Source organism: Bacteroides sp. MSK.20.82, from assembly GCF_019052485.1.
GTDB lineage: Bacteria > Bacteroidota > Bacteroidia > Bacteroidales > Bacteroidaceae > Bacteroides > Bacteroides thetaiotaomicron.
Genome location: NZ_JAHQUN010000031.1, coordinates 1 through 25,941, shown reverse-complemented (window position 1 = coordinate 25,941; position 25,941 = coordinate 1). Strand labels below are relative to the sequence as shown.

The window sequence follows — 25,941 nt, the reverse complement described above, 5'->3', positions numbered from 1 at the left end:
ACATTTTAGCTTTTGGACAAACCTTTTTTCAAAGTAATTTGTTTACTTTGTATCACTTTTACACTGACACATCCTGCATGAAACGAAAATGGATAAGACGGGTGGGCTGGATATTGCTTACTCCTATAATACTTTTTGTAATACTGATGGTATTACTTTATATACCTCCTGTTCAGAATCTTTTGCGACGGGAGGTTACTGCGTATGCTTCTAAAGCAACCGGAATGCAGATTCAGGTGGAACGGATAGACCTTCGTTTTCCGCTTAATCTGCTGGTACGAGGGGTGGAGGTCATACAGCAGCCGGATACCTTATTGTCTTTGGAAAGCCTGAATGTCCGCGTACAGGCATGGCCATTGCTCAAAGGAAAAGTAGAAGTTGACGAGGTTACCTTAAGTCAGGTGGCGGTCAATTCTGCCAATCTGATAGAGGGGATGCAGATAAAAGGCGTTTTGGGACGCTTCTTTCTGCAAAGTCATGGAGTCGATTTATCGAACGAAACGGCAGTTGTCAATCGGACAGAGTTATCCGATACTCATATACAACTTCTGATGACTGATACCACGACCACTCCCAAAGATACGACGGCATCTGCTCCTGTGAACTGGAAGGTGAACCTTCATCAACTGAAGTTGAAGAATGTATCATTCGGTATGAAACTGCCTGCCGACTCCATGAAGATGGCGGCATACATAGGCGAAGCGACCATTGATGACGCCAAAGCGGATTTAAAGAACCAGTTTTATGGATTGAAGCAATTCCTTTTGTCGGGTGCCTCTGCCAGTTATGACACTGGAGAGGCCCAACCGTCGGAAGGTTTTGACGCCTCTCATATAGCAGTCCGGAATATCCGCATCGGATTGGACTCTCTGCTCTACGAAGGCAGAAATATGAACGCTGTGATTCGTGAAATAACGATGGAAGAGCGTTCGGGACTGAGTATTACTTCACTGACAGGGCGGCTCTTTTCGAATGATTCTATCATCCGCATTCCTGAACTGAAGCTGCAAACCCCACATTCTGAAATAGACCTGTCTGCCCAGACTTATTGGGAACTCGTAAATATTCCGACGACAGGACGTTTATCCGCCAGCTTTAACGCGCATATAGGCAAAGAGGACGTGATGCTTTTTGCCGGCGGACTGCCTCAAACGTTTAAAGAAGCATATCCGTTCCGTCCGTTAGTGATCCGTGCCGGTACGGATGGAAATCTGAAAGAAATGCAGATTTCGCGCTTCACAGTAGACTTGCCGGGAGCTTTCTCGCTAAAAGGGGGAGGAATCCTTGAAAACCTGACGGACAGTCTGACTCGTTCGGGAACTATTGGGCTGGATATGGTTACCCGGAATCTGAACTTCCTGACAGGATTGACCGGAGTCACACCCGATGGCTCTTTGGTAATTCCCGACAGTATGAGTCTCAAGATGAAGATGGAGATGAACGGCCCGCAGTATAAAGCAAAACTCGATCTGAAAGAAGGCAAGGGCAGCATGAATGTAAATGCCGCATTAAACAGTTCGACAGAAGTTTATACGGCCGATCTGAAAATAAACGATCTGCAACTGCATCATTTTCTCCCGAAAGACTCGATTTATGAACTATCTCTTTCGGCAGATGCCAAGGGCAGGGGACTGGATGTCATGTCCTTCCATTCTTTAGCCAATCTGAATCTTTCTTTGGACCAGCTTCATTACGCCCGCTATCATCTTTCGAATGTTCATTTGACGGGAAATCTTAAAGGAGCTTTGGCAACGGCTCAGCTTACGAGTGACAATGAACTTTTGAAAATGACGGCGGATGCAGAATATAATTTAGCTCATAGCTATCCGGACGGTAAAGTGACAGTTGACGTTACTCAGCTTGATTTGTACGAACTGGGACTTATGCCCAAGCCGATGAAGCGTCCGTTGGCATTCAATTTAAGCGGAGAGGCACGGCAGAATCGTGTTTTCACTCATTTCACCGCCGGTGATATGAAACTGAATCTGAGTGCCCGTGCCGGTGTATATCCTCTGATTCGTCAGTCTACCCATTTTGTAGATGTGTTGATGAAGCAGGTGGATGAAAAACTCTTGGATCATGCTGCTTTGCGTGAAGCATTGCCGTCGGCTATTTTCTCTTTTTCGGCAGGAAAGGAGAATCCGTTGGCATACTATATGGCAATGAAGAATATATCGTTCCATGATGCTTCCATGAAATTCGGCACTGCTCCCGATTGGGGAATCAACGGCAAAGCAGCCATCCATGCTTTGAAAGTGGATACCTTGCAACTGGATACGGTCTTTTTCACCGTCAAACAGGATACTACCCGTATGAATCTCCGTGCCGGAGTAATCAACGGACCGAAGAATCCCCAGTTTTCCTTCTCCACTATTCTGACAGGCGAGATTCGCGACCGCGATGCCGAGCTGCTGGCAGAATATAAGAACGAAAAGGGGAAAACCGGTGTGTTGCTTGGAGTCAATGCCCGTCCGCTGGTTGGAGGACGTGGAAAAGGGGATGGACTGGCTTTTACACTGATTCCGGAAGAACCGATTATTGCGTTCCGTAAATTCCACTTCAACGAAGATCATAACTGGATTTATCTGCATAAGAATATGCGCGTGTATGCCAATGTGGATATGTGGGATGATGAAGGTATGGGCTTCCGTGTGCATTCGGTACAGGGAGATACGGTTTCTTTGCAGAATATCGATGTCGAAATCCGGAGAATCCGCTTGGATGAAATAACGAGCGTACTGCCTTACTTCCCCGAAATCACCGGATTGTTCTCGGCAGAAGCACACTACATACAGACCGAAAAGGACCTTCAGCTCTCTGCGGAAGCATCCATTGATGAACTGACTTATGAACGCCAGCGCATTGGTGATATTACTTTGGGGGCTACATGGCTGCCGGGCGAACAGGGAAAACAATACCTCAACGCTTATCTGAATCATGATAAGGTAGAAGTGCTGATAGCAGATGGCAAGCTGCTCCCTACCTCGACGGGAAAGGATAGTCTGGAAGTAAATACGACGTTGGAACACTTCCCGCTTCGTATTGCCAACGCCTTTATTCCCGACGAGCTGGTTACGCTTGCCGGTGATATGGACGGTGACCTGAATATAACAGGCAGTACCGAGCAGCCATTGATAAACGGTGAACTGATACTGGACAGCGTATCTGTCCTGTCACGCCAGTATGGTGCTAACTTCCTGTTTGATAACCGCCCTGTGCAGTTGAAGAACAATCGTCTGATATTTGATAAGTTCGCCATTTACACCACGGGAAAGAATCCGTTTACGATCGACGGTTATGTCGATTTCCGTGATATGTCCCGACCGATGGCGAGTCTGAATCTGCTGGCGGAAAACTATACCTTGTTGAATGCGAAGCGTACTCGCGAAAGCCTTGTCTACGGAAAAGTCTTTGCGGACTTGCGGGCAACCATAAAAGGCCCGTTGGACGGGTTGAATATGCGTGGAAACTTGAATCTGCTGGGCAATACGGATGTCTCGTATGTACTGACCGATTCACCGCTGACCGTGCAGGATCGTTTGGGAAGTCTGGTGACATTTACTTCATTCAGTGATACCACCACAGTTGTCCGTCAGGAAGTGCCTACCGTATCTTTAGGTGGATTGGATATGCTGATGATGGTTCATATCGACCCTTCAGTCAGGGTGAAAGTGGACTTGGACGCCAGTGACAATCGTATCGAACTGGAAGGAGGTGGCGATCTTTCGATGAAATACACTCCGCAGGGAGACCTGACATTGACCGGACGTTACACACTGAGCGGTGGACTGATGAAGTATTCTCTGCCTATCATTGCAGTCAAGGAATTTGCCATCGATAACGGCAGCTATGTAGATTGGACCGGAAACCCGATGGACCCCATGCTGAACTTCAAGGCAACTGACCGTATCCGTGCTTCCGTATCCGAAGGAGAGAACGGAGGAACGAGAATGGTTAACTTTGACGTTTCCATTGTCGTAAAGAACCGGTTGGACAACCTGTCTTTTGCTTTCGACGTAGCGGCCCCGGAAGATGCGACCATACAGAATGAACTGACAGCAATGGGAGCGGAAGAACGTGGAAAACAGGCACTTTATATCATGTTGATGAAAACCTATCTCGGCACCGGACCGATCGGCGGTGGAGGCGGCGGACTTGGCAAGCTGAATATGGGTTCTGCCCTGAACTCCGTACTGAGCAGTCAGATAAATTCACTGATGGGTAACCTGAAGAATGCCAGCGTCTCTGTGGGTGTCGAAGATCATGACGCCTCGGATACTGGCGGCAAGCGTACGGATTACAGTTTCCGTTATTCGCAGCGCCTCTTCAATAACCGCTTCCAGATTGTAATCGGCGGTAAGGTATCGACGGGCGAAAATGCGACGAATGATGCCGAATCCTTCATTGACAATATCTCTTTGGAATATCGTCTGGACCGTACGGGAACCCGTTATGTCCGTTTGTTCTACGATAAGAACTATGAGAGTGTACTCGAAGGGGAGATTACGGAAACCGGAGTCGGTCTGGTACTTCGCAAGAAACTGGATAAGCTCAGTGAACTGTTCATCTTTAAGAAAAAGAAGTAAGAATGAAAGATATACGTATTAACATATTAGCAGGCTGTCTTATAGGTATAGTGTTGTTTTCGGCGTGTTCGGTGACGAAACATCTGCCCGAAGATGAAATACTCTATACCGGAGGAAAAACGGTGATAGTCAATAAATCATCGACACGGGTTGGTGAAACTGCTTTGACGGAAATCAATGCAGCGCTTGCCAAAACTCCCAGTACTACTCTGTTGGGAGGTTTTCTGCCTATTCCTTTTAAAATGTGGATGTATAACGACTTCGTGAAATACAAGAAAGGATTCGGTAAGTGGATGTTTAACCGCTTTGCCGCCAATCCGCCCGTATTTATTTCTACTGTCAATCCCGAAGTACGTGTCAAGGTAGCCACTAACCTGCTCCGTGATTACGGATATTTCAATGGAAAGGTGACTTACGAGACTTTGGTCGATAAGAAAGATAGTCTGAAAGCAAGTCTGCTCTATACGGTAGATATGAAGAACCCTTATTTCATTGATACAGTGTATTATCAGCGTTTCACTCCCCAGACTCTGAAGATCATGGAACGCGGACGTCGTATGTCTTACATCACCCCCGGCGAACAGTTTAATGTGGTGGATTTGGATGAAGAACGTTCCCGTATCAGTACCCTTTTGCGTAATCGGGGATATTTCTACTTCCGTCCGGACTATATGACCTATCAGGCAGATACAACCTTGGTTCCCGGCGGACATATCAGTCTTCGTCTGATTCCTCTTCCGGGATTACCGGCTGCCGCTCAACGTTCTTACTATGTAGGAGATGCTTCGGTCTATCTCTTCGGAAAGAATGGCGAGGCACCTAATGACAGTATCTTGTACAAGAATCTGAATATTCACTATTATGATAAACTGCAGGTCCGTCCGAATATGCTCTATCGATGGATGAACTATCAGCAGTTTGTACGGAGCAAACAGATGAGGGCTTCCAACCGTACCCGTCTTTATAGCCAGTACCGGCAGGAGCAGGTGCAGGAGAAATTGAGTCAGCTCGGTATATTCAGCTATATGGATATGCAATATGCTCCCCGAGATACGACAGCGGCTTGTGATACACTGGATGTCACTATGCAGGCTACATTTGCCAAACCGTTGGATGCAGAACTGGAACTGAATGTAGTAACGAAGAGTAATGACCAGACCGGTCCCGGTGCATCTTTCGGTGTCACTCGTAACAATGTATTCGGAGGTGGTGAAAGCTGGAACGTAAAACTGAAAGGCTCTTATGAGTGGCAGACCGGAGGCGGTGAGAAGAGCTCACTGATGAACAGTTGGGAAATGGGGCTTTCTACCTCTCTGACTTTTCCGAGAGTCGTGTTCCCGCATCTGGGTAAACGGGAGTTTGACTTCCCGGCCACGACGACCTTTCGTCTGTATATCAACCAGCTGAACCGGGCAAAGTATTATAAACTGCTGTCCTTTGGCGGCAATGCTACATACGATTTCCAGCCCTCCCGTACCAGCCGGCATAGTATTACTCCTTTTAAACTGACATTTAATGTCTTGCAGCATCAGTCTGAGGATTTTAAAGAGATAGCTGAAGCTAATCCTGCATTGTATGTCAGTCTTAGGAACCAGTTTATTCCGGCGATGGAATATACGTATACGTATGACAATGCTTCGGGTCGTCGGATAAAGAACCCTATCTGGTGGCAGTCTACCGTCACTTCGGCGGGTAATATCACTTCCCTTATTTACCGTGCTTTTGGCAAGCCGTTCAATGAAGAGGATAAGAGTTTGCTGGGGGCTCCGTTTGCACAGTTTGTGAAGTTGAATACAGAGTTGCGTCATTTGTGGAACATAGATAAGAATAATGCGATAGCCAGCCGCATGGCAGTAGGTGCACTGTTTACTTATGGCAATGCTACGATAGCTCCCTATAGTGAACAATTTTATGTAGGTGGTGCCAATAGTATCCGTGCTTTTACAGTGCGCAGTGTCGGTCCGGGCGGTTATCATCCGGAAGAGGGAAAATATTCCTACCTGGATCAGACAGGAACCTTCCGCTTTGAGGCGAATGTGGAATATCGTTTCCGTATTTTCAAGAGCTTTTGGGGAGCTACCTTTCTGGATGCAGGAAATGTGTGGTTGTTGCGCAAAGACAGAAAGCTTTTGGCTGATGGAAAAGAAGCACGTCCCAATTCACAACTGCGTCTGAAGACTTTCCCTAAACAAATAGCTTTGGGAACGGGTGTCGGTATCCGTTATGACATGGATATTCTCGTATTCCGTCTCGACTTCGGTATTCCTCTGCATCTGCCTTATGATACGGAACGTAGCGGCTATTATAATGTAACCGGAGCTTTCTTCAAGAATCTGGGAATACATTTTGCTATCGGTTACCCGTTCTAATGAATGATTTTTGTACGATTTTAGTGAATAATGATTGATATTTGTCCTGTTGGATTCAACTATTTTTGTAAATTTGCAACGAAATCTGATGCCATTGACATCACTAACCTTTTAATATTACACAATTTATGAAACCAACTTTATTCTTATTGGCTGCTGGTATGGGTAGCCGTTATGGAGGCTTGAAGCAATTGGACGGACTGGGTCCTAACGGCGAAACTATTATGGATTACTCTATCTATGATGCTATCAACGCAGGATTTGGTAAGCTTGTATTTGTAATCCGCAAAGATTTTGAACAGGATTTCCGCGAAAAGATTATTTCTAAATACGAAGGCCACATTCCTTGCGAACTGGTATTCCAGTCTATTGATGATCTTCCGGAAGGATTCACTTGTCCGGCAGACCGTACAAAACCATGGGGTACAAATCATGCGGTAATGATGGGAGCTGATGTGATTAGTGAACCGTTTGCGGTAATCAACTGCGATGACTTCTATGGTCGTGACTCGTTCCAGGTAATGGGCAAATTCCTGTCTGCTCTTCCCGAAAATTCCAAGAATGTTTATTCAATGGTAGGTTTCCGTGTGGGAAATACGTTGAGCGAGAGCGGTACGGTATCTCGTGGTATCTGCAGTACAGATGCTAACAACTTGCTGACTTCCGTAGTGGAACGTACGAAGATTCAACGTCTGGACGGCGAAGTAAAATACATCGATGATAACGGTGAATGGACAGCTACTCCTGATACGACTCCGGTAAGTATGAACTTCTGGGGCTTTACTCCCGACTACTTTGCTTACAGTGAAGAGTTCTTCAAGACTTTCCTGAGCGATCCGAAGAACATGGAGAACCTGAAGAGCGAATTCTTTATCCCGCTGATGGTGGATAAATTGATTAACGACGGAACTGCAACTGTAGAAGTTCTGGATACTACCAGCAAATGGTTTGGTGTAACTTATCCGGAAGACCGTCAGAGCGTAGTGGATAAGATTCAGGCATTGGTAGATGCCGGTGAATACCCTGCTAAATTGTTCTAAAGAAAAGCTTTTGATAAAGACCAGGAAGCAGTCATTCATGAGAATGACTGCTTTTTTTGTCTTTCATAACGGATAATACTGCCCTTTATCCAATAATTATTCATTATCTTTGCAATCCAAAATCTTATAAATCAGAGACAGACGTGATTTCAGTAGAAGGATTATCAGTAGAATTTAATGCGACACCGCTCTTTGCGGATGTCAGCTATGTTATCAATAAAAAAGACCGCATCGCTTTGGTCGGCAAGAATGGTGCGGGCAAATCGACTATGTTGAAAATATTGGCAGGTCTGCAAAACCCGACCCGTGGAGTGGTAGCCGTCCCTAAAGATGTAACAATCGGCTATCTGCCGCAAGTCATGATCCTTTCGGATGTCCGCACGGTGATGGAGGAAGCAGAACTCGCTTTCGAGCATATTTTCGAACTTCAGGCAAACCTTGAACGGATGAATCAGCAGCTTGCCGACCGCACCGACTATGAATCCGAAGAATACCACCAGTTAATAGACCGCTTCACACACGAAAACGACCGCTTCCTGATGATGGGAGGAACCAATTTTCAGGCGGAAATAGAACGTACCCTGTTGGGATTGGGCTTTAGCAGGGAAGACTTTAACCGTTCGACTTCCGAATTCTCCGGCGGCTGGCGTATGCGTATCGAACTAGCGAAGCTCTTGCTCCGTCGTCCGGATGTGCTGCTCCTTGATGAGCCGACTAACCATCTGGATATCGAGAGTATACAATGGCTGGAGAACTTTCTGTCTACCCGTGCCAATGCTGTTGTGCTGGTCAGCCACGACCGTGCTTTCCTTAATAATGTAACTACCCGTACGATCGAGATTACCTGCGGTCAGATTTATGACTATAAAGTGAAGTACGATGAGTTTGTCGTATTACGTAAAGAACGTCGTGAGCAGCAGCTCCGTGCCTATGAGAATCAGCAGAAGCAGATACAGGATACGGAAGACTTTATCGAACGTTTCCGCTATAAGGCAACCAAAGCCGTACAGGTGCAGAGTCGTATCAAACAACTGGAAAAGATAGACCGTATCGAGGTCGATGAGGAAGACAACTCTTCCCTCCGTCTGAAATTTCCTCCTGCCAGCCGCAGCGGGAATTATCCGGTTATCTGTGAAGACGTACGCAAGGCATACGGACAGCACGTTGTTTTCCATGATGTGAATCTGACGATCAACAGAGGAGAAAAAGTCGCATTTGTCGGAAAGAACGGAGAAGGTAAATCTACGTTAGTGAAATGTATCATGGGCGAGATTGATTTTGATGGTAAACTGACGATCGGGCATAACGTGCAGATCGGTTACTTTGCACAGAATCAGGCGCAGATGCTGGATGAAAACATGACGGTATTTGATACGATCGACCGTGTGGCGACAGGAGATATCCGGTTGAAGATATGTGACATTTTGGGTGCATTCATGTTTGGCGGAGAGGCTTCGGATAAAAAAGTGAAAGTACTTTCCGGTGGAGAGCGTACTCGTCTGGCTATGATTAAGTTGCTGCTGGAACCGGTGAACTTCCTGATTTTGGACGAACCTACCAATCATTTGGATATGCGTTCCAAAGATGTACTGAAAGAAGCTATCCGCGAATTTGACGGAACAGTGATACTTGTCAGCCACGACCGTGATTTTTTGGACGGACTTGCGACTAAAGTATATGAGTTCGGTGGTGGAACAGTGAAAGAACATCTTGGCGGTATCTACGATTTCCTGCAAAAGAAGAAGATCGACAGCCTGAATGAACTTCAGAAAGGAGTTTCTCTCTCTACTTCTCCTACCGCATCTGCCAAAGGAAACGAAGCGGATACAGAGCAACCTTCGGAGAACAGACTCTCGTATGAAGCGCAGAAGGAACTCAATAAGAAGATAAAGAAGTTGGAACGCCAGGTGGCGGACTGTGAGGCTTCGATTGAAGAAACGGAATCGGCAATCGCCATTCTGGAAGCAAAGATGGCAACCCCGGAAGGAGCATCGGATATGCAACTGTATGAACGGCATCAGAAGCTGAAACAGCAATTGGATACCACCGTTGAAGAGTGGGAACGGGTTTCGATGGAGCTGGAAGAAGTGAAAAACTAATTTATTATATAATATGAAAGTAACCAAGTATTTACCAATTCTTGCCGTATGCCTTATGACAACAGGATGTAATAGCAAGAAAGAGGCCGTACTAACGTCCGGTATCGACCTTGCTAATCTGGATACCACGGCAATGCCGGGTACAAGTTTTTATCAGTATGCCTGCGGTGGGTGGATTGAAAGTCATCCGCTGACAGACGAGTATTCACGCTTCGGCTCTTTCGATATGCTTCACGAGAAAAGCCGCGAACAGTTGAAAGAACTGATTGCAGAACTGGCTGCAAAGAAAGACAACGCTCCGGGCAGTGCTGCCCAGAAAGTGGGTGATCTTTATAACATCGCTATGGACAGCGTGAAGCTGAACAAAGAAGGAGCAGCTCCGATCAAAGAAGAAATGGCGGCTATCGATGCGCTCAAAGATAAAGAAGAGATTTACACTTACATTGCCGAAAGTCAGAAGAAAGGAATACGTCCTTACTTTACCATGTTTGTTAGTGCGGATGATATGAACAGCTCTATGAACATGGTTCAGACCTATCAGGGCGGTCTCGGAATGGGACAGCGTGATTACTATCTGGAGAATGACGAGCAGACAAAGAGTATCCGCGATAAATATAAGGAGCACCTCGTTAAAATGTTCCAGTTGGCCGGCTATGACGAAGCTACCGCACAGAAAGCAATGGTGGCTGTGATGAACATCGAAACACGTCTTGCCAAAGCTGCCCGTTCACAAGTAGAATTGCGTGATCCGCATGCCAACTATAATAAGATGGACATGGAAACGCTGAAAAAGAACTTCCCTACTTTCAACTGGGATGCTTATTTCACTACTTCGGGACTGAATGACTTGAAAGAAGTGAATATCGGTCAGCCTGCAGCCATGAAGGAAGTTGCCGATGTTATTAATACAGTGCCTCTTGAAGACCAGAAGTTCTATCTTCAATGGAATCTGATCGATGCCGCAGCCTCTTTCCTTAGTGATGATTTCGTAGCACAAAACTTCGACTTCTATAGTAGAACAATGTCTGGCAAGAAAGAAATGCAGCCTCGCTGGAAACGTGCGGTAAGCACTGTAGACGGCTCTTTGGGTGAAGTAGTAGGACAGATGTATGTCGAGAAATACTTCCCTGCCGCTGCCAAAGAACGTATGGTTGGATTGGTGAAGAATTTGCAGACTTCTTTGGGCGAACGCATCAAAGCGCTGGAATGGATGAGTGAACCGACAAAGGTGAAAGCATTAGAGAAACTGGCTACTTTCCATGTAAAGATCGGTTACCCGGATAAATGGAAAGATTACTCTGCTCTGGAGATCAAAGACGACTCTTATTGGGCAAATATCGAGCGTGCCAGCCAATGGGACTTCAATGACATGATTGCGAAAGCCGGTAAGCCGGTTGACAAGGACGAGTGGTTGATGACACCTCAGACGGTAAATGCTTACTATAACCCGACAACCAACGAAATCTGTTTCCCAGCCGCTATCCTGCAGGCTCCGTTCTTTGATATGAACGCTGACGATGCGATGAACTATGGTGCTATCGGTGTGGTTATCGGCCATGAAATGACTCACGGATTCGACGATCAGGGCCGTCAATACGACAAGGATGGTAACCTGAAAGACTGGTGGACAGAAGAAGATGCTAAAAAGTTCGAGGAACGTGCTCAAGTGATGGTTAACTTCTTTGACAGCATAGAAGTGGCTCCCGGTGTGCATGCAAACGGTGAACTTACTTTGGGAGAGAACATTGCCGACCACGGTGGCTTGCAGGTTTCTTTCGCGGCTTTCAAGAAAGCAATGGAAACAGCACCGCTGGAAGTTGTTGACGGATTTACTCCCGAACAACGTTTCTTCCTTGCTTATGCTAATGTATGGGCCGGACACATCCGCCCGGAAGAGATTCTCCGACTGACCAAACTCGATCCTCACTCTTTAGGAAAATGGCGTGTGGACGGAGCATTGCCTCATATCCAGAACTGGTACGAAGCATTCAATATCACAGAACATGATCCTATGTTCGTAGCGAAGGACAAACGAGTGTCTATCTGGTAATAGATTTTGATTAGAAGCTCTATATGCGAAGGAGCGTTGACTTTCCAACAGGAACAGTCAACGCTTTTTTTTATTAATTCACACCTTATTTATTACGTACGATAAACAATATTTCGTAACTTTGCGCATCAAATACTTAATAAGCAATTCAATGTCAGAGTCTAAAAGAATAAAAACTGCATTGGTATCTGTATACCATAAGGAAGGTTTGGATGAAATTATTACCAAACTTTACGAAGAAGGAGTAGAGTTTCTCTCAACAGGTGGAACTCGTCAGTTTATTGAATCACTAGGATATCCTTGTAAGGCAGTGGAAGATTTGACCACTTATCCTTCAATCCTCGGTGGTAGAGTGAAGACATTACATCCGAAGATTTTCGGAGGTATCCTTTGCCGTCGTGACCTGGAACAGGATATTCAACAGATTGAAAAGTATGAAATCCCCGAAATAGATTTGGTTATTGTCGACCTGTATCCGTTTGAAGCTACCGTAGCTTCCGGTGCATCCGAAGCAGACATCATTGAAAAAATCGATATAGGTGGAATCTCTTTGATTCGTGCTGCTGCCAAGAACTATAACGATGTCATCATCGTGGCTTCTCAGGCACAATATAAGCCATTGCTGGATATGCTGATGGAACATGGTGCTACTTCTTCACTCGAAGAACGTCGCTGGATGGCAAAAGAAGCGTTTGCCGTTTCTTCTCACTACGACTCAGCTATCTTCAATTATTTCGATGCCGGCGAAGGTTCTGCTTTCCGTTGTTCGGTAAACAACCAGAAGCAACTCCGTTACGGTGAAAACCCTCATCAGAAAGGTTATTTCTACGGAAATCTGGACGCCATGTTCGATCAGATTCACGGTAAGGAAATCTCTTATAACAACTTGTTGGACATCAATGCTGCCGTTGATCTGATCGACGAATACGAAGATTTGACTTTCGCTATCCTGAAACATAATAATGCTTGTGGCCTGGCTTCTCGTCCAACTGTACTGGAAGCATGGACAGACGCGTTGGCCGGTGATCCCGTTTCCGCTTTCGGAGGCGTGTTGATTACTAACGGAGTGATTGACAAAGCAGCAGCTGAAGAGATCAACAAGATATTCTTCGAAGTGATTATCGCGCCGGACTATGACGTAGACGCGCTCGAGATTTTGGGACAGAAAAAGAACCGCATCATCCTGGTTCGCAAAGAAGCCAAACTGCCTAAGAAACAGTTCCGTGCTTTGTTGAACGGTGTATTGGTGCAGGACAAAGATATGAATATTGAAACGGTTGCCGATCTGAGAACTGTGACAGACAAAGCTCCTACTCCGGAAGAAGTGGAAGATCTGTTGTTTGCCAACAAGATCGTTAAGAACAGTAAATCAAACGCTATCGTGCTGGCAAAAGGCAAACAGCTTCTTGCAAGCGGTGTGGGACAGACTTCACGGGTAGACGCCTTGAAACAAGCGATTGAAAAAGCCAAATCATTCGGATTCGATCTGAACGGTGCGGTAATGGCTTCAGATGCTTTCTTCCCCTTCCCGGATTGCGTGGAAATAGCAGACAAAGAAGGTATTACGGCAGTCATCCAGCCGGGCGGCTCGGTGAAAGACGATCTTACTTTTGCTTACTGCAACGAGCACGGTATGGCGATGGTGACCACCGGTATCCGTCATTTTAAACATTAAAAACAGGTATTGAGTATTAGGTATTAAGTATTAACCTTGCGGATAAGGCAGTCTACTTTATACCTAATATTTAATACCTAATACTTAATACTTAATACTTTATATTAATGGGATTATTCTCTTTTACACAAGAAATAGCGATGGACTTGGGGACAGCCAATACCATCATCATCACAAACGGGAAAATTGTGGTGGATGAGCCTTCGGTTGTGGCCTTGGATCGCCGTACAGATAAGATGATCGCCGTTGGGGAAAAGGCGAAGTTGATGCACGAAAAGACCCACGAAAATATACGTACTATTCGTCCGTTGAGGGATGGAGTGATCGCTGACTTCTATGCTTGCGAGCAAATGATGCGCGGTTTGATTAAACAGGTAAATACTCGTAATCACTTGTTTTCGCCGTCACTTCGTATGGTGATCGGTGTGCCGTCGGGAAGTACGGAAGTAGAACTCCGTGCCGTTCGTGACTCGGCCGAGCATGCCGGTGGGCGTGACGTCTATCTGATATTCGAACCGATGGCTGCGGCGATCGGTATCGGTATTGATGTAGAAGCGCCCGAAGGAAACATGATCGTGGATATAGGTGGTGGGTCTACGGAAATTGCCGTTATCTCTTTGGGAGGTATCGTTTCCAACAACTCTATCCGTATCGCCGGTGATGATCTGACTGCGGATATCCAGGAGTACATGAGCCGTCAGCATAATGTGAAAGTCAGCGAACGTATGGCAGAACGTATTAAGATCAACGTAGGTGCTGCACTGACCGAGCTTGGCGATGACGCTCCGGAAGATTACATCGTTCATGGACCGAACCGTATTACAGCTCTTCCGATGGAAGTGCCCGTATGTTATCAGGAAGTGGCTCACTGTCTGGAGAAATCCATCTCCAAGGTTGAAACAGCCATCCTGAGTGCATTGGAAAATACGCCGCCCGAACTGTATGCGGATATTGTACACAACGGTATTTATCTTGCCGGTGGTGGTGCATTGCTTCGCGGACTGGACAAGCGTTTGACAGATAAAATTAACATACCTTTCCACATTGCTGAAGATCCTTTGCACGCAGTAGCCAAAGGTACGGGTGTGGCATTAAAGAATGTAGACCGTTTCTCTTTCTTGATGAGATAAATAATACGGATCATTATTCATGCGGAATTTAATAAACTTCCTTTTGAAATACAATTACTGGTTCCTCTTCATCGTATTAGAGGTAGCCAGTTTTGTTTTGTTATTTCGGTTCAACAACTACCAGCAGAGTACTTTCTTTACATCTGCCAATGTCGTTGTGGGGGCAGTTTATGAAGTTTCGGGAGGAATAAGCTCTTATTTCCATCTCAAATCGGTCAACGCAGACTTGCTGGATCGTAATATGGCGCTCGAACAGCAGATCACTAATCTGGAAAAGGCGTTGCGGGAGCATCAGGTTGATTCGGCCACTGTAAACAGCATCAGGGAGATACCTCTGACAGATTATCGGTTGTTCAAGGCACACGTCATTAAGAACAGTCTGAATCAGGCGGATAATTATATAACGCTCGATCAGGGTTCTTCTTCCGGCATCCGTCCCGAAATGGGAGTGGTGGACGGAAACGGAATAGTGGGCATTGTCTATGAAACCTCCTCTTCGTATTCACTCGTGATTTCGGTATTGAACAGCAAGTCAAATATTAGTTGCAAGATTGTCGGAAGTGACTACTTTGGTTATCTGAAGTGGGAGCATGGAGATTCCCGTTATGCGTATCTGAAAGATTTGCCTCGTCATGCAGAGTTTAATCTGGGTGATACGGTGGTGACAAGCGGCTTCTCTACCGTATTCCCTGAAGGAATTATGGTAGGAACAGTCGATGATATGTCCGATTCGCACGACGGATTGTCTTATTTGTTGAAAATCAAGTTGGCTACCGATTTCGGCAAGGTGAGTGATGTGCGGGTGATAGCCCGGAACGGTCAGCAGGAACAGAAAGAACTGGAAAATAAGGCTGTGAAATAATGATAATTACCTATATACATAGAATCGGATGGTTTATCGGGCTGGTACTTCTTCAGGTACTGATCCTGAATAACGTACATATTGCCGGATATGCTACTCCCTTTCTCTACATTTACTTTATACTGAAATTCGCTTCCGGAACTTCCCGGAATGAGTTGATGTTGTGGGCTTTCTTCTTCGGACTAACCATTGATATCTTTGCCGATACTCCGGGGATGAATGCTGCGGCAACCGTGCTGCTGGCTTTCCTTCGTCCGTCCTTGCTGCGCCTGTTTACTCCGCGTGACAATCTGGACAGTATCATCCCTTCTTTCAAGAGCATGGGCATCACTCCTTTCCTGAAATATACCACGGCAAGTGTTTTTGTCCATAGCCTGGCATTACTCAGCATTGAGTTCTTCTCATTTACCAGCATCTGGCTGTTGTTATTGCGGGTGATTTCGTGCACCCTTCTGACTTTAACCTGCATTCTTGCTGTAGAAGGAATAAGGAGATAGGAATGGCAAAAGACTATAGATTAGAAAAGCGGAAATTTGTTATCGGGGGGATTGCTTTAACTATTGTGTTGATTTATCTGATACGCCTCTTTGTATTGCAGATAACGACAGACGACTACAAGAAGAATGCCGACAGCAATGCTTTCCTGAATAAAATTCAATATCCCTCACGGGGTGCTATTTACGACCGTAACGGCAAACTGCTGGTATTCAACCAGCCGGCCTATGACATCACTCTTGTCCCGAAAGAGGTCGAAAATCTGGATACACTCGATTTATGTGAGTCGTTGGGCATTACTCGTGCTCAGTTCCTTAAGATCATGAGTGATATGAGAGACCGCCGCCGCAATCCGGGATATTCCCGATATACCAACCAGCTGTTCATGTCACAACTCTCTGCGGAGGAGTGCGGTGTCTTCCAGGAGAAACTGTTCAAGTTTCCCGGTTTTTATATTCAGCGGCGTACGATCCGGCAATATTCATACAATGCTGCCGCCCATGCTTTGGGGGATATCGGTGAGGTATCCGTTAAAGATATGGAGGCGGATGAAGAGGGATACTACATCCGCGGAGATTATGTAGGAAAACTGGGAGTTGAAAGATCGTACGAGAAATACCTGCGTGGAGAAAAGGGAGTAGAGATTCTGTTGCGCGATGCGCATGGACGTATCCAGGGACGTTATATGGACGGAGAGTATGACCGTCCTTCCATTCCGGGCAAGAATCTGACTCTGAGTCTCGACATCGATTTGCAGATATTAGGCGAACGGTTATTGAAAAATAAGATTGGAAGTATCGTAGCTATCGAACCGGAAACCGGAGAAATCCTTTGTCTGGTTTCTTCTCCGAATTATGATCCGCATCTGATGATTGGTCGTCAGCGTGGCAAGAACCATCTGATGCTGCAACGCGATAAACAGAAACCGTTGCTCAATCGTGCGTTGATGGGAGTCTATCCTCCGGGGTCAACTTTCAAGACGGCACAGGGACTGACCTTCCTGCAAGAAGGAATCATTACCGAGCAAAGTCCTTCTTTCCCCTGTTCTCGTGGTTTCCATTATGGGCGTCTGACAGTGGGATGTCATGCTCACGGCTCACCTTTGCCATTGATTCCGGCTATTGCGACTTCTTGCAACTCCTATTTCTGTTGGGGGCTGTTCCGTATGTTCGGCGATCGCAAGTACGGTTCACCGCAGAATGCCATCACAGTTTGGAAAGATCACATGGTTTCTCAGGGATTCGGCTATAAGTTAGGAGTTGATTTGCCCGGAGAGAAACGGGGCTTGATACCGAACGCGCAATTTTATGACAAGGCTTATCGTGGACACTGGAACGGACTGACGGTCATCAGTATCTCCATCGGACAAGGTGAAATTCTGTCTACCCCTCTTCAGATAGCTAACTTAGGGGCAACGATTGCCAATCGCGGACATTTTACAACACCACATATTGTGAAGGAAATTCAGGATGCGCAGTTGGATAGCATTTATCGACATCCACGCAACACAACCATAGAGCGAAGACATTATGAATCTGTGGTAGAAGGAATGCGTGCTGCTGCCACCGGAGGTACTTGCCGTATGCTGTCCGTGATGGTGCCGGAACTTGAAGCCTGCGGAAAGACAGGAACAGCGCAGAATCGCGGACATGACCATTCGGTGTTTATGGGCTTTGCTCCGATGAACCAGCCTAAGATCGCCATTGCCGTATATGTAGAGAATGGAGGTTGGGGAGCGACTTATGGAGTGCCGATCGGTGCATTGATGATGGAACAATATATGAAAGGGAAGTTGTCGCCCGAGAATGAGTTAAGAGCAGAAGAAATCAGTAACAGAATCATCTTATATGGTAACGAGGAACGATAGTTTGTGGAAAACACTGGATTGGGTAACGATTGGTATCTATCTGCTTTTGATTGTCGGCGGATGGTTCAGCGTTTGCGGTGCCAGCTATGACTATGGCGATCGTGACTTCTTTGATTTCTCTACCCGTGCCGGAAAGCAGTTTGTATGGATTATCTGCTCCTTTGGTTTGGGATTTGTTTTGCTGATGCTGGAAGACCGGATGTATGATATGTTCGCGTACATTATATATGTAGGGATGATTGTGCTGCTTATTGTTACCATCTTTATCGCACCGGATACGAAAGGATCGCGTTCTTGGCTGGTGATGGGACCGGTCAGCCTGCAACCCGCCGAGTTTGCCAAGTTTGCTACGGCACTGGCGCTGGCGAAATATATGAACTCATACTCATTCAGCATAAAGAAAGAAAAGTGTGCCTTCGTCTTGGGCTTTATCATTCTTCTTCCGATGCTCCTGATTATCGGACAGCGGGAGACGGGGTCAGCATTAGTCTATCTTGCCTTCTTTTTGGTGCTTTATCGGGAAGGAATGCCCGGTGTAGTGCTTTTTGCCGGTTTGTGTGCAGTGATTTACTTTGTTGTCGGCATCCGTTTTGACGAGGTCTTTATTGCCGATACTCCCACACCGTTGGGCGAATTTATCGTGTTGTTATTGATTCTGTTGTTTGCCGGAGGAATGGTATGGGTGTACCCCAAAAAGTGGGAACCCACACGGAACATTATCGGAGGAAGCCTGATCATTCTGCTTATCGCATATTTAATATCGGAATACGGAATACACTTCAGTCTGGTATGGGTGCAATGGGGGCTTTGTGTTCTTGTGGTAGGTTATCTGCTCTATCTGGCATTGAGAGAGCGTCAACGTTCCTATTTCCTGATTGCCCTGTTTGCCATCGGCTCTATCGGCTTTCTGTATTCCAGTAACTACGTATTTGATAACATCTTGGAATCCCATCAGCAAATCCGTATCAAGGTTGTACTCGGTATGGAAGAAGACCTGACGGGAGCAGGATATAATGTCAATCAGTCAAAGATAGCCATCGGTTCCGGTGGATTGACCGGAAAAGGCTTTCTGAATGGCACACAGACGAAACTGAAATATGTGCCCGAACAAGATACTGACTTTATCTTCTGCACAGTGGGAGAGGAGCAGGGATTTGTCGGTTCGGCTGCTGTTCTGTTGGCTTTCCTTATATTGATTCTGAGACTGATTGCTTTATCCGAGCGGCAGACTTCCACTTTTGCACGTGTCTATGGATATTCCGTTGTCAGTATTTTCCTTTTCCATCTTTTTATTAATGTCGGGATGGTGCTTGGGCTGACTCCGGTAATTGGTATTCCTTTGCCGTTCTTCAGTTACGGAGGTTCTTCCTTGTGGGGATTCACCATTTTATTGTTTATCTTCCTGAGGCTGGATGCCGGAAGAGGCAGAAGGCTTTAATCTATTCTCCTTGTTTTTCAATCCGGATACCGACGTCATTGAGTCCGGTTAATTTCTCATCCTGCATTCCGTGCACAATCTTAACTGTGTAGTTTCCGGGATGCAGCGGGCGGACAGATTTGACAAAAACTGCTGTTTGATAGATACTTCCCCACCCATTGCCTGTCCATCTTCCTGTGGAATCAGCCAGGTTGACCGCTATCGTGTCAGTGCGCCATACTGTGGAGTCGAGCAGATTCTCATGAATGAATAAGTAAAGGTTGCGGTAAGGGTATTCACTTCTGTTGCGAACTTCCGCAAATAATCTGAGTGTACCAGGAATACTGTCCGTAACAGGACACTGAAAAGAGAGTGTATCACTCTTTCCCCATCCCTCATTGGGCAGGGACTGGTAGGAGTGATACACGGTATTTTCATTACAGGCTGCCATGAGGCAGGCACCGAATAAACAAAATAAGCTATTCCTGAGCAGGCTTTTCATTATTTTGCGGTTTCTCTTGATTCGAATTTCTTTCAGGTCTGGGAATACGTTCCTGGTTGGGTTGTCTTCCTTGTTCCTGCGGGCGTTCCTGATTTTGAGGACGTTCCTGTTTGGGTTGCCGTTCTCTATTCTGCGGACGCTCTTGATTCTGCGGACGGTTCGGATTCTGTGGACGTTCCTGATTCTGTCCTCTTTCCGGACGTCTGTTCTCATTATTCCGTCCTTGATTCTGTCCTCTGTTCCGGTTATTATTGTTATTGTTTCTCGGACGATTTTCTCTGTCTCCTCTTTCTCCTCTGTTGCCGTTCTCTGACGGTTGGGGACGATTCTCGTTCTCCCCCCTCTGAGGTTGCTGCGGACGATTTCCACCTTCGGCCTGTGCCTGCGGGCGGTTGTCATTATTTCCTTTTCTCTTCTTCTTGTTCCGGTTACCGTTGTTTCCGTCCTTATTATTTCGGTTACGGTCGAAGCGGGTGAGGCTTTCCTGTTCCAGCAAGTCAATCGGCTTTTTGGATTCTTGCTTCACTTCAGCTTCGAGCAGACTATCCGGTTTCATTCCTTTCTTGTTCATGGCAATTACCTCAAAGGCACGTTTTCCACTGATTGTTACCAGATTGGCGGGGAAGTTCTTGTCCGTAGAGTAAGAAACATGATTACTCAGAATATCAGCCTTGAAGAAGTAGAAAGTGCCGTCCTTTGTTTCCAGTTCGATTTCTTTGGAAGGGAGGCGCTTCTGAGCTTCCACATAGCAGTCCACCTCATAGTTGAGACAACACTTTAACTTTGCGCACTGTCCGGCAAGCTTTTGAGGATTCAGTGAAATGTCCTGAAAGCGGGCGGCACTTGTAGATACCGATACAAAGCTCGTCATCCAAGTAGCGCAGCAAAGCTCCCGTCCGCAAGGACCGATACCTCCGATACGTCCTGCTTCCTGTCGTGCACCGATTTGTTTCATTTCAATACGGACACGGAAAGCTTCGGCAAGTACCTTAATCAGTTGGCGGAAGTCCACACGTTCGTCAGCAATGTAGTAGAAGATGGCCTTATTGCCGTCGCCCTGATATTCCACATCACCGATTTTCATATCCAGGTTCAGGTTCAGTGCGATCTGGCGGGCACGGATCATGGTCGCATGTTCCTTTGCTTTCGCTTCGTTGAATTTCTCCATATCCACCGGTTTTGCTTTCCGGTAGATTCTCTTTATTTCAACATCAGTCTTGAAGTTGGCCTTCTTCATTTGCAGCGGGACGAGTCTTCCCGTCAGGGTCACGACGCCGATGTCATGGCCCGGAGCAGCTTCTACGGCAACGATGTCTCCCTTTTCCAGTTTGATCTTATTGCTGTTGCGGTAATAGCCTTTTCGGGTGTTTTTAAATTGCACTTCCACCATATCACACTCTTCCGCGTTGCCTGGTATGTCTGCCAGCCAATCGTAAGTGTTCAGTTTCTTATCTTGTCGGGAGCATCCTTTGCAGCAAAGACCGCCGCTCCCATTATGAAGCTTATATTCCATAGTTTATATATTTATTATTGCTTCAACAGTACGATCATCTTCAGAGAGAAGTCGAAAAATACCATCTTGGCATTTACATTTTGTTCTATATGCAGTTGCGCTTCGCTTAGTTCATCCATGATGCCTATTACGTTCCTTTCGTTGACGAAAGGAGCAAAGCGAGAGGCGAAATTCTGTTCGTTGATTGTCATGTATGTCAGATCACGCTGATGGAGATTGAATATAAAGTTTTCGCGGATCATGCGCTGGCAGTATTCCAGAAAGTTCTTCTGGCGTTCACGTCCCATGCCGGCAACCTGTTCGCTCCAGAGCTTCATTTCCCTGATTTTCCGTTGATAGGACAATCGCATCAGGCTGACAAATAAGTCGAAGAAGAGCTGATTCTCTTCATTCAGATGAATAGTTTCCAGTGCTTTGATAAAGTTCCCGTTTGCCAGATGGGCAATGGAAAGGCTGTCGGCAGGCTGGATACCGTATTTGGACTGCAATACGCGGTCGATGGCCGGCTCGTCTATTTTTCGCACGTTCATGCGTTGAGTACGGCTCAGAATGGTAGGCAGAATCATTTCCGGAGCTTCCGATACGAGCAGGAAGATGGTTTTCTCAGGTGGCTCTTCGAGCAATTTCAATAATTTGTTGGCACATACCGGATGCATCTTTTCGGGCAACCAAAGAATCGTGATCTTGAATCCTCCTTCGCTCGATTTGAGGCTGAGTTTCTTCAGGATTTCATCGCTCTCTTTTGCGTAGATGATGGCCTGTGCATTCTCGGCATCCATTTCTCTCAGCCAGTGATTCAGGTTGAAGTACGGATTCTTCAGAACGAATGGTCTCCAGTCGGCGATATAGTCGTCGCACACTTCCCGTTTTCCTTTAGAACTTTTCACGATGGGGAATACGAAATGTACGTCCGGATGTACCAGTTTGTTGAATTTCACACACGACGGACATACTCCGCAGGCATCCGTCTCACCCCGGTTGGTGCAACTGATGTAGCGGGCATAAGCGATAGCCAGCGGCATTTTACCGACTCCTTCGGGGCCACAGATCAGTTGGGCATGCGGTATGCGCCCTTCACTCACTTCCTGAATGAGTCGTTGCTTGATTTCTTCTTGTCCGATTACGTCTCTGAAAAACATATCAATAAATGATTTTAGCCACTTCTTTGATACTGTCCACTGCTCCGATGGAGTAGAAGTGGATGCTTGGCACTCCATGTGCCATTAACTCTTTGCATTGGGCGACGCACCATTCGATACCAACCTGTTCGGCTTCCTTGTCGTTCTTGCATTTCAAAACCTCCTTGACCAAATCTTCCGGCAAGTCTACTTTGAATGTCTTGGGCACCATACTGAGTTGAGACAACTTCTTGAATGGCTTGATGCCCGGAATGATAGGCACATTGATACCTGCTGCCTTCGCTTGCTCTACAAATTCGAAGTATTTCTTATTGTCGTAGAATAACTGTGTCACAGCATATTCCGCCCCTGCTTCTACTTTCTTTTTCAGCCAGAAGAGATCGGATTCGATGTTGGGAGCCTCCTCGTGCTTCTCCGGATAGCAAGCCACACCGTAGGAGAACGGACTGTTGGTTACTTTCATCTCCGAGCCGTCTACAAAGATTCCCTTATTGAAGTTATTGATTTGTTCCTGCAACTCGATAGCATGATGGTACCCGTCGCCCTCGGGAGTGAATACTGATTCATGTTTGGCCTTATCTCCCCGAAGTACCAGCAGATCGGTGATATTGAGGAATTGCAGGTCGAGCAGTACATATTCGGTTTCTTCACGGGTGAAGCCGCTGCACAGTATGTGCGGAACCACCGTTATATTATACTTGTTCTGGATAGCGGCAGCTACGGCAACAGTCCCCGGGCGTCTTCTCAGCCGGTTTCGCTGGAAAAGTCCGTTGCCCAGATCCTTATATACGTATTCGCTGCGATGCGTGGTGATATTGATATATTTCGGATCAAACTCCCGAAGGGTATCGACAGTCTGATACAGCTTTTCGATGCCTGTACCTTTCAGTGGAGGAAGGATTTCGAAAGAGAAAGCTGTTTTTTCGCTGTTATGTATTAAATCAATTACTCTCATTCTTTTTCGTTGATGTTCGTTGTCTACTTGAATTAAACGTGCATATTGGGACAAAAATACGAAAAAAGAAAGATTTCTTCTTGATTTGTTTGAAAATAGTTTGGTTTTTATCGCACTATTACATAAAAGTGGGGATGGATAAAATAAAACGGACCCTTATTTAGAGTGTTCCAGGAAATTCTCCAGAGCGGCGATCTTGTCATTCCGCAGATATTGCATATCCATGACCGGAATGTAGCTGTAAGGGATAAACTGTAACAATCTCACTGCTGCGAATTTCTTGTCAGCCGACATGAGGACATCCAGCCGAAGATTTCCGCCTGTTCCTTTCTCAATATTGATATTGTTAGAAAAATTGCCTGATTCGATCATCTCTTTCAATGGTTCAAGGTATTTCAGATTGAAAGAATAGTTTTTCTCTTTGACTACGCTTTTAGTCGGCAGATATCTCATTTCCCTGGAACGGAATTTAAGTTGGTATATGCCAAGCAGACAGAGTAATATATTGCCGATAAGATACAATATGCTATCTAAAGAAATGCCGTCCATAATGAGGAGGATCGCTTCAGGTAAGTGAAATAATCCTATTAATAAAACAATAACTCCGATGATTGTTTTTTTTACGTTGAATCGTTGTCTGATATCCTGATTGGATGAACTATCAGTTCTTGATAATTGATTTGCCATAGTCTTTTCTTTTTATACTCTTTATACCTGTTTTCTATGCACTTTATGATTAAGTGTGGTTGCAAAGGTAGGAGGAATCAACTGAAATGCGGTGTTCCAATCAGGACGAAAATTGTTCAAAAGGAGTTTAAAGGAGTATAAACTTTGGGGGCGTTTTCGCATATATTTGTGAAAAAAGGCAATCTTGAAGAGAGAATGTTTTGATATTCTCTTTTTAAGACTGCCTTTCGTTCATTCTCTGACGAGTCGGAAATTACTTGTCGAGAAATGATTTTTTCATTCTGGCAATGTCAGTCAGGTAATCCTGAAGATCTTGTTCATGCTCTTCTTCTTCAGCAAGGATATGCTTGGCAATGTCGCAGGTAGTGAAATCTTTTCCATTGGTAAAGTCAGCAATTTCCTGATAACGCAGTATTGCGCAACGCTCAGAAGCTACATTATCTTTTAGCAGACTTACAGAATCAAATCCTTGGGGAGCATCATATTTGCACCTTGCCAGTTCGAACCATTTCTTCGGGTCCAATACGGGTACTCCTTCTAGTTCGATAATGCGGTCGGCAAGCAGTTGCGCATGTCTGCGTTCTTCTTCTGCATGTTCTTCGAACTCGCCTTGTACGTCTGCACGCATAGCGCCTTCTACTACTAATGCACCTACCCAGTATTGGTAATATGCCAACCATTCTTCGGACAATGCTGCATTCAACTGTGAAATCAAGCTTTCTACATCAAGCTTTCCTTGTAAGATTTTTACGCTTTCTCTAGCCATAATTTAAAAGTTTAGGTTACTATATTCAAGTCGGGTATGTAACAGACGGGAGATGTTTTTGTTTGAGAGTTAGCAGTGATTTAACAGTGATTTTATATATGCATGGTATGCAAGCGTTGAAATGAGATTTCTCCTGTAATATATAAAGATAGAAAAATGCCAATATGGCAGATAGATTGATTGATTTAGGGGTGGATGTTCGTGTGCCATTTGGTATTCTTTTTTTTGTGTTCGGTAACCGGGAATGCTTGCTTCATGCTGAATCAAGCACAACCGGTTTGCTAAGACAAATGATTGAAGCATCAATAGCAGGCAAATAATAAGAGTAGATTCAAGGCGAGTATATTTTCTGCTTACTATGAATTAAACACGTGTTTTGCTCCCATGCTCTCACTTTTTGCTTGTATCGTCTTATTCATCGTTGTTACAGCTGTTGTAGCAAGTGTTGTAGCAGTGTGGGAGCAGGCATTTGCTCTCACTCTATATCCATGCTTTAATACACTTTTTACTTGATGTTGTGGTTTGATATTCAGCGTGTTAATGTCTGATAGCCCCTCTTTTGTTGTCTGTACTGTATTGGATTTAGTTGACAACCTCGATGAAGCGTTAGTTTCCTCGGAGGAAACGGCAGTTCCCTTTAAAAGGAACGGTCGTTTCCATTAAAAGGAACGCCCGTTCCCTCACCGGGAAACGACAGTTTCCATTCCAAGAAATGATAGGAAACTATAAGTTATTGATGTGTACTGGTTTTAGTTGACAACTTCGTTTGTTATAACTGAATTAGTTTAC

General features: G+C 45.6%; 18 protein-coding genes. 12 read left to right on the top strand and 6 right to left on the bottom strand.

What is annotated here, in order from left to right:
* The first annotated feature begins 77 nt into the window (after nt 1–77).
* From KTR07_RS19730 to rodA, 11 genes are all read left to right on the top strand, one after another.
* Nucleotides 78–4,586, top strand: a complete 4,509-nt coding sequence (locus KTR07_RS19730; RefSeq protein ID WP_173664680.1) for a translocation/assembly module TamB domain-containing protein — start codon at nt 78–80, stop codon at nt 4,584–4,586.
* Between the two features lie 2 nt (nt 4,587–4,588).
* On the top strand, nt 4,589–6,955 hold the full coding sequence (locus tag KTR07_RS19725; protein WP_008766928.1) for a BamA/TamA family outer membrane protein: 2,367 nt from the start codon (nt 4,589–4,591) through the stop codon (nt 6,953–6,955).
* 128 nt (nt 6,956–7,083) lie between these two features.
* Nucleotides 7,084–7,995 carry a nucleotidyltransferase gene (locus KTR07_RS19720; RefSeq protein WP_008762743.1) on the top strand — a complete coding sequence of 304 codons (912 nt, stop codon included), beginning with the start codon at nt 7,084–7,086 and terminating at the stop codon, nt 7,993–7,995.
* A 143-nt stretch (nt 7,996–8,138) separates the two neighbouring features.
* Entirely contained in the window at nt 8,139–10,094 is a 1,956-nt protein-coding gene (locus KTR07_RS19715; RefSeq protein ID WP_117981114.1) for an ABC-F family ATP-binding cassette domain-containing protein, read from the top strand.
* A 13-nt stretch (nt 10,095–10,107) separates the two neighbouring features.
* Nucleotides 10,108–12,144: a M13 family metallopeptidase gene (locus KTR07_RS19710; RefSeq protein ID WP_008762745.1), complete on the top strand. Its 2,037-nt coding sequence runs from the start codon at nt 10,108–10,110 to the stop codon at nt 12,142–12,144.
* Nucleotides 12,145–12,295: 151 nt separating this feature from the next.
* Nucleotides 12,296–13,819 (top strand): bifunctional phosphoribosylaminoimidazolecarboxamide formyltransferase/IMP cyclohydrolase, encoded by a 1,524-nt coding sequence (gene purH, locus KTR07_RS19705; RefSeq protein WP_008762746.1) that lies wholly within the window; start codon nt 12,296–12,298, stop codon nt 13,817–13,819.
* A gap of 107 nt (nt 13,820–13,926) precedes the next feature.
* Nucleotides 13,927–14,949: a rod shape-determining protein gene (locus tag KTR07_RS19700; RefSeq protein ID WP_008762747.1), complete on the top strand. Its 1,023-nt coding sequence runs from the start codon at nt 13,927–13,929 to the stop codon at nt 14,947–14,949.
* A 19-nt stretch (nt 14,950–14,968) separates the two neighbouring features.
* Nucleotides 14,969–15,811: a rod shape-determining protein MreC gene (gene mreC / locus KTR07_RS19695; protein WP_055300351.1), complete on the top strand. Its 843-nt coding sequence runs from the start codon at nt 14,969–14,971 to the stop codon at nt 15,809–15,811.
* A complete protein-coding gene (mreD, locus tag KTR07_RS19690) occupies nt 15,811–16,308 on the top strand; it encodes a rod shape-determining protein MreD (RefSeq protein WP_008762749.1) in 498 nt (165 codons plus the stop codon). The genes mreC and mreD overlap by 1 nt, the downstream gene beginning before the upstream one ends.
* A 2-nt stretch (nt 16,309–16,310) precedes the next feature.
* Complete coding sequence (gene mrdA, locus KTR07_RS19685; RefSeq protein WP_008762750.1) at nt 16,311–18,173, top strand: penicillin-binding protein 2; 1,863 nt, start codon at nt 16,311–16,313, stop codon at nt 18,171–18,173.
* The gene (gene rodA, locus KTR07_RS19680; RefSeq protein ID WP_048696106.1) at nt 18,154–19,611 is read left to right on the top strand and encodes a rod shape-determining protein RodA; all 1,458 of its coding nucleotides are present in this window, start codon (nt 18,154–18,156) and stop codon (nt 19,609–19,611) included. Before mrdA ends, rodA begins: the two co-directional genes overlap by 20 nt.
* 1 nt (nt 19,612) lies before the next feature.
* On the opposite strand, the gene gldH is transcribed toward rodA, so the two are convergent.
* The 6 genes from gldH to KTR07_RS19650 all read right to left on the bottom strand — a co-directional run bounded on the left by gldH (nt 19,613) and on the right by KTR07_RS19650 (nt 25,152).
* The gene (gene gldH / locus KTR07_RS19675; protein WP_008766923.1) at nt 19,613–20,092 is read right to left on the bottom strand and encodes a gliding motility lipoprotein GldH; all 480 of its coding nucleotides are present in this window, start codon (nt 20,090–20,092) and stop codon (nt 19,613–19,615) included.
* A complete protein-coding gene (ricT, locus tag KTR07_RS19670) occupies nt 20,070–21,605 on the bottom strand; it encodes a regulatory iron-sulfur-containing complex subunit RicT (protein WP_008762753.1) in 1,536 nt (511 codons plus the stop codon). Before ricT ends, gldH begins: the two co-directional genes overlap by 23 nt.
* A gap of 14 nt (nt 21,606–21,619) precedes the next feature.
* Nucleotides 21,620–22,744 carry a DNA polymerase III subunit gene (locus tag KTR07_RS19665; RefSeq protein ID WP_008766921.1) on the bottom strand — a complete coding sequence of 375 codons (1,125 nt, stop codon included), beginning with the start codon at nt 22,742–22,744 and terminating at the stop codon, nt 21,620–21,622.
* 1 nt (nt 22,745) lies between these two features.
* Nucleotides 22,746–23,699, bottom strand: a complete 954-nt coding sequence (gene metF, locus KTR07_RS19660; protein ID WP_008762755.1) for a methylenetetrahydrofolate reductase [NAD(P)H] — start codon at nt 23,697–23,699, stop codon at nt 22,746–22,748.
* 156 nt (nt 23,700–23,855) lie between these two features.
* Entirely contained in the window at nt 23,856–24,386 is a 531-nt protein-coding gene (locus KTR07_RS19655; protein WP_008762756.1) for a hypothetical protein, read from the bottom strand.
* A gap of 253 nt (nt 24,387–24,639) precedes the next feature.
* The gene (locus KTR07_RS19650) at nt 24,640–25,152 is read right to left on the bottom strand and encodes a ferritin-like domain-containing protein (protein ID WP_008762757.1); all 513 of its coding nucleotides are present in this window, start codon (nt 25,150–25,152) and stop codon (nt 24,640–24,642) included.
* A 164-nt stretch (nt 25,153–25,316) separates the two neighbouring features.
* Here KTR07_RS19650 and KTR07_RS19645 point away from each other — a divergent pair, with 164 nt between their 5' ends.
* Entirely contained in the window at nt 25,317–25,472 is a 156-nt protein-coding gene (locus KTR07_RS19645; RefSeq protein ID WP_008766918.1) for a hypothetical protein, read from the top strand.
* Nucleotides 25,473–25,941 lie beyond the last annotated feature (469 nt).

Coding starts and splice junctions, on each gene's coding strand:
- KTR07_RS19730 (WP_173664680.1), top strand. CDS start 78: ATGAAACGAAAATGGATAAGACGGGTGGGCTGGATATTGCTTACTCCT.
- KTR07_RS19725 (WP_008766928.1), top strand. CDS start 4,589: ATGAAAGATATACGTATTAACATATTAGCAGGCTGTCTTATAGGTATA.
- KTR07_RS19720 (WP_008762743.1), top strand. CDS start 7,084: ATGAAACCAACTTTATTCTTATTGGCTGCTGGTATGGGTAGCCGTTAT.
- KTR07_RS19710 (WP_008762745.1), top strand. CDS start 10,108: ATGAAAGTAACCAAGTATTTACCAATTCTTGCCGTATGCCTTATGACA.
- purH (WP_008762746.1), top strand. CDS start 12,296: ATGTCAGAGTCTAAAAGAATAAAAACTGCATTGGTATCTGTATACCAT.
- KTR07_RS19700 (WP_008762747.1), top strand. CDS start 13,927: ATGGGATTATTCTCTTTTACACAAGAAATAGCGATGGACTTGGGGACA.
- mreC (WP_055300351.1), top strand. CDS start 14,969: ATGCGGAATTTAATAAACTTCCTTTTGAAATACAATTACTGGTTCCTC.
- mreD (WP_008762749.1), top strand. CDS start 15,811: ATGATAATTACCTATATACATAGAATCGGATGGTTTATCGGGCTGGTA.
- mrdA (WP_008762750.1), top strand. CDS start 16,311: ATGGCAAAAGACTATAGATTAGAAAAGCGGAAATTTGTTATCGGGGGG.
- rodA (WP_048696106.1), top strand. CDS start 18,154: ATGGTAACGAGGAACGATAGTTTGTGGAAAACACTGGATTGGGTAACG.
- gldH (WP_008766923.1), bottom strand. CDS start 20,092: ATGAAAAGCCTGCTCAGGAATAGCTTATTTTGTTTATTCGGTGCCTGC.
- ricT (WP_008762753.1), bottom strand. CDS start 21,605: ATGGAATATAAGCTTCATAATGGGAGCGGCGGTCTTTGCTGCAAAGGA.
- KTR07_RS19665 (WP_008766921.1), bottom strand. CDS start 22,744: ATGTTTTTCAGAGACGTAATCGGACAAGAAGAAATCAAGCAACGACTC.
- metF (WP_008762755.1), bottom strand. CDS start 23,699: ATGAGAGTAATTGATTTAATACATAACAGCGAAAAAACAGCTTTCTCT.
- KTR07_RS19655 (WP_008762756.1), bottom strand. CDS start 24,386: ATGGCAAATCAATTATCAAGAACTGATAGTTCATCCAATCAGGATATC.
- KTR07_RS19650 (WP_008762757.1), bottom strand. CDS start 25,152: ATGGCTAGAGAAAGCGTAAAAATCTTACAAGGAAAGCTTGATGTAGAA.
- KTR07_RS19645 (WP_008766918.1), top strand. CDS start 25,317: ATGGCAGATAGATTGATTGATTTAGGGGTGGATGTTCGTGTGCCATTT.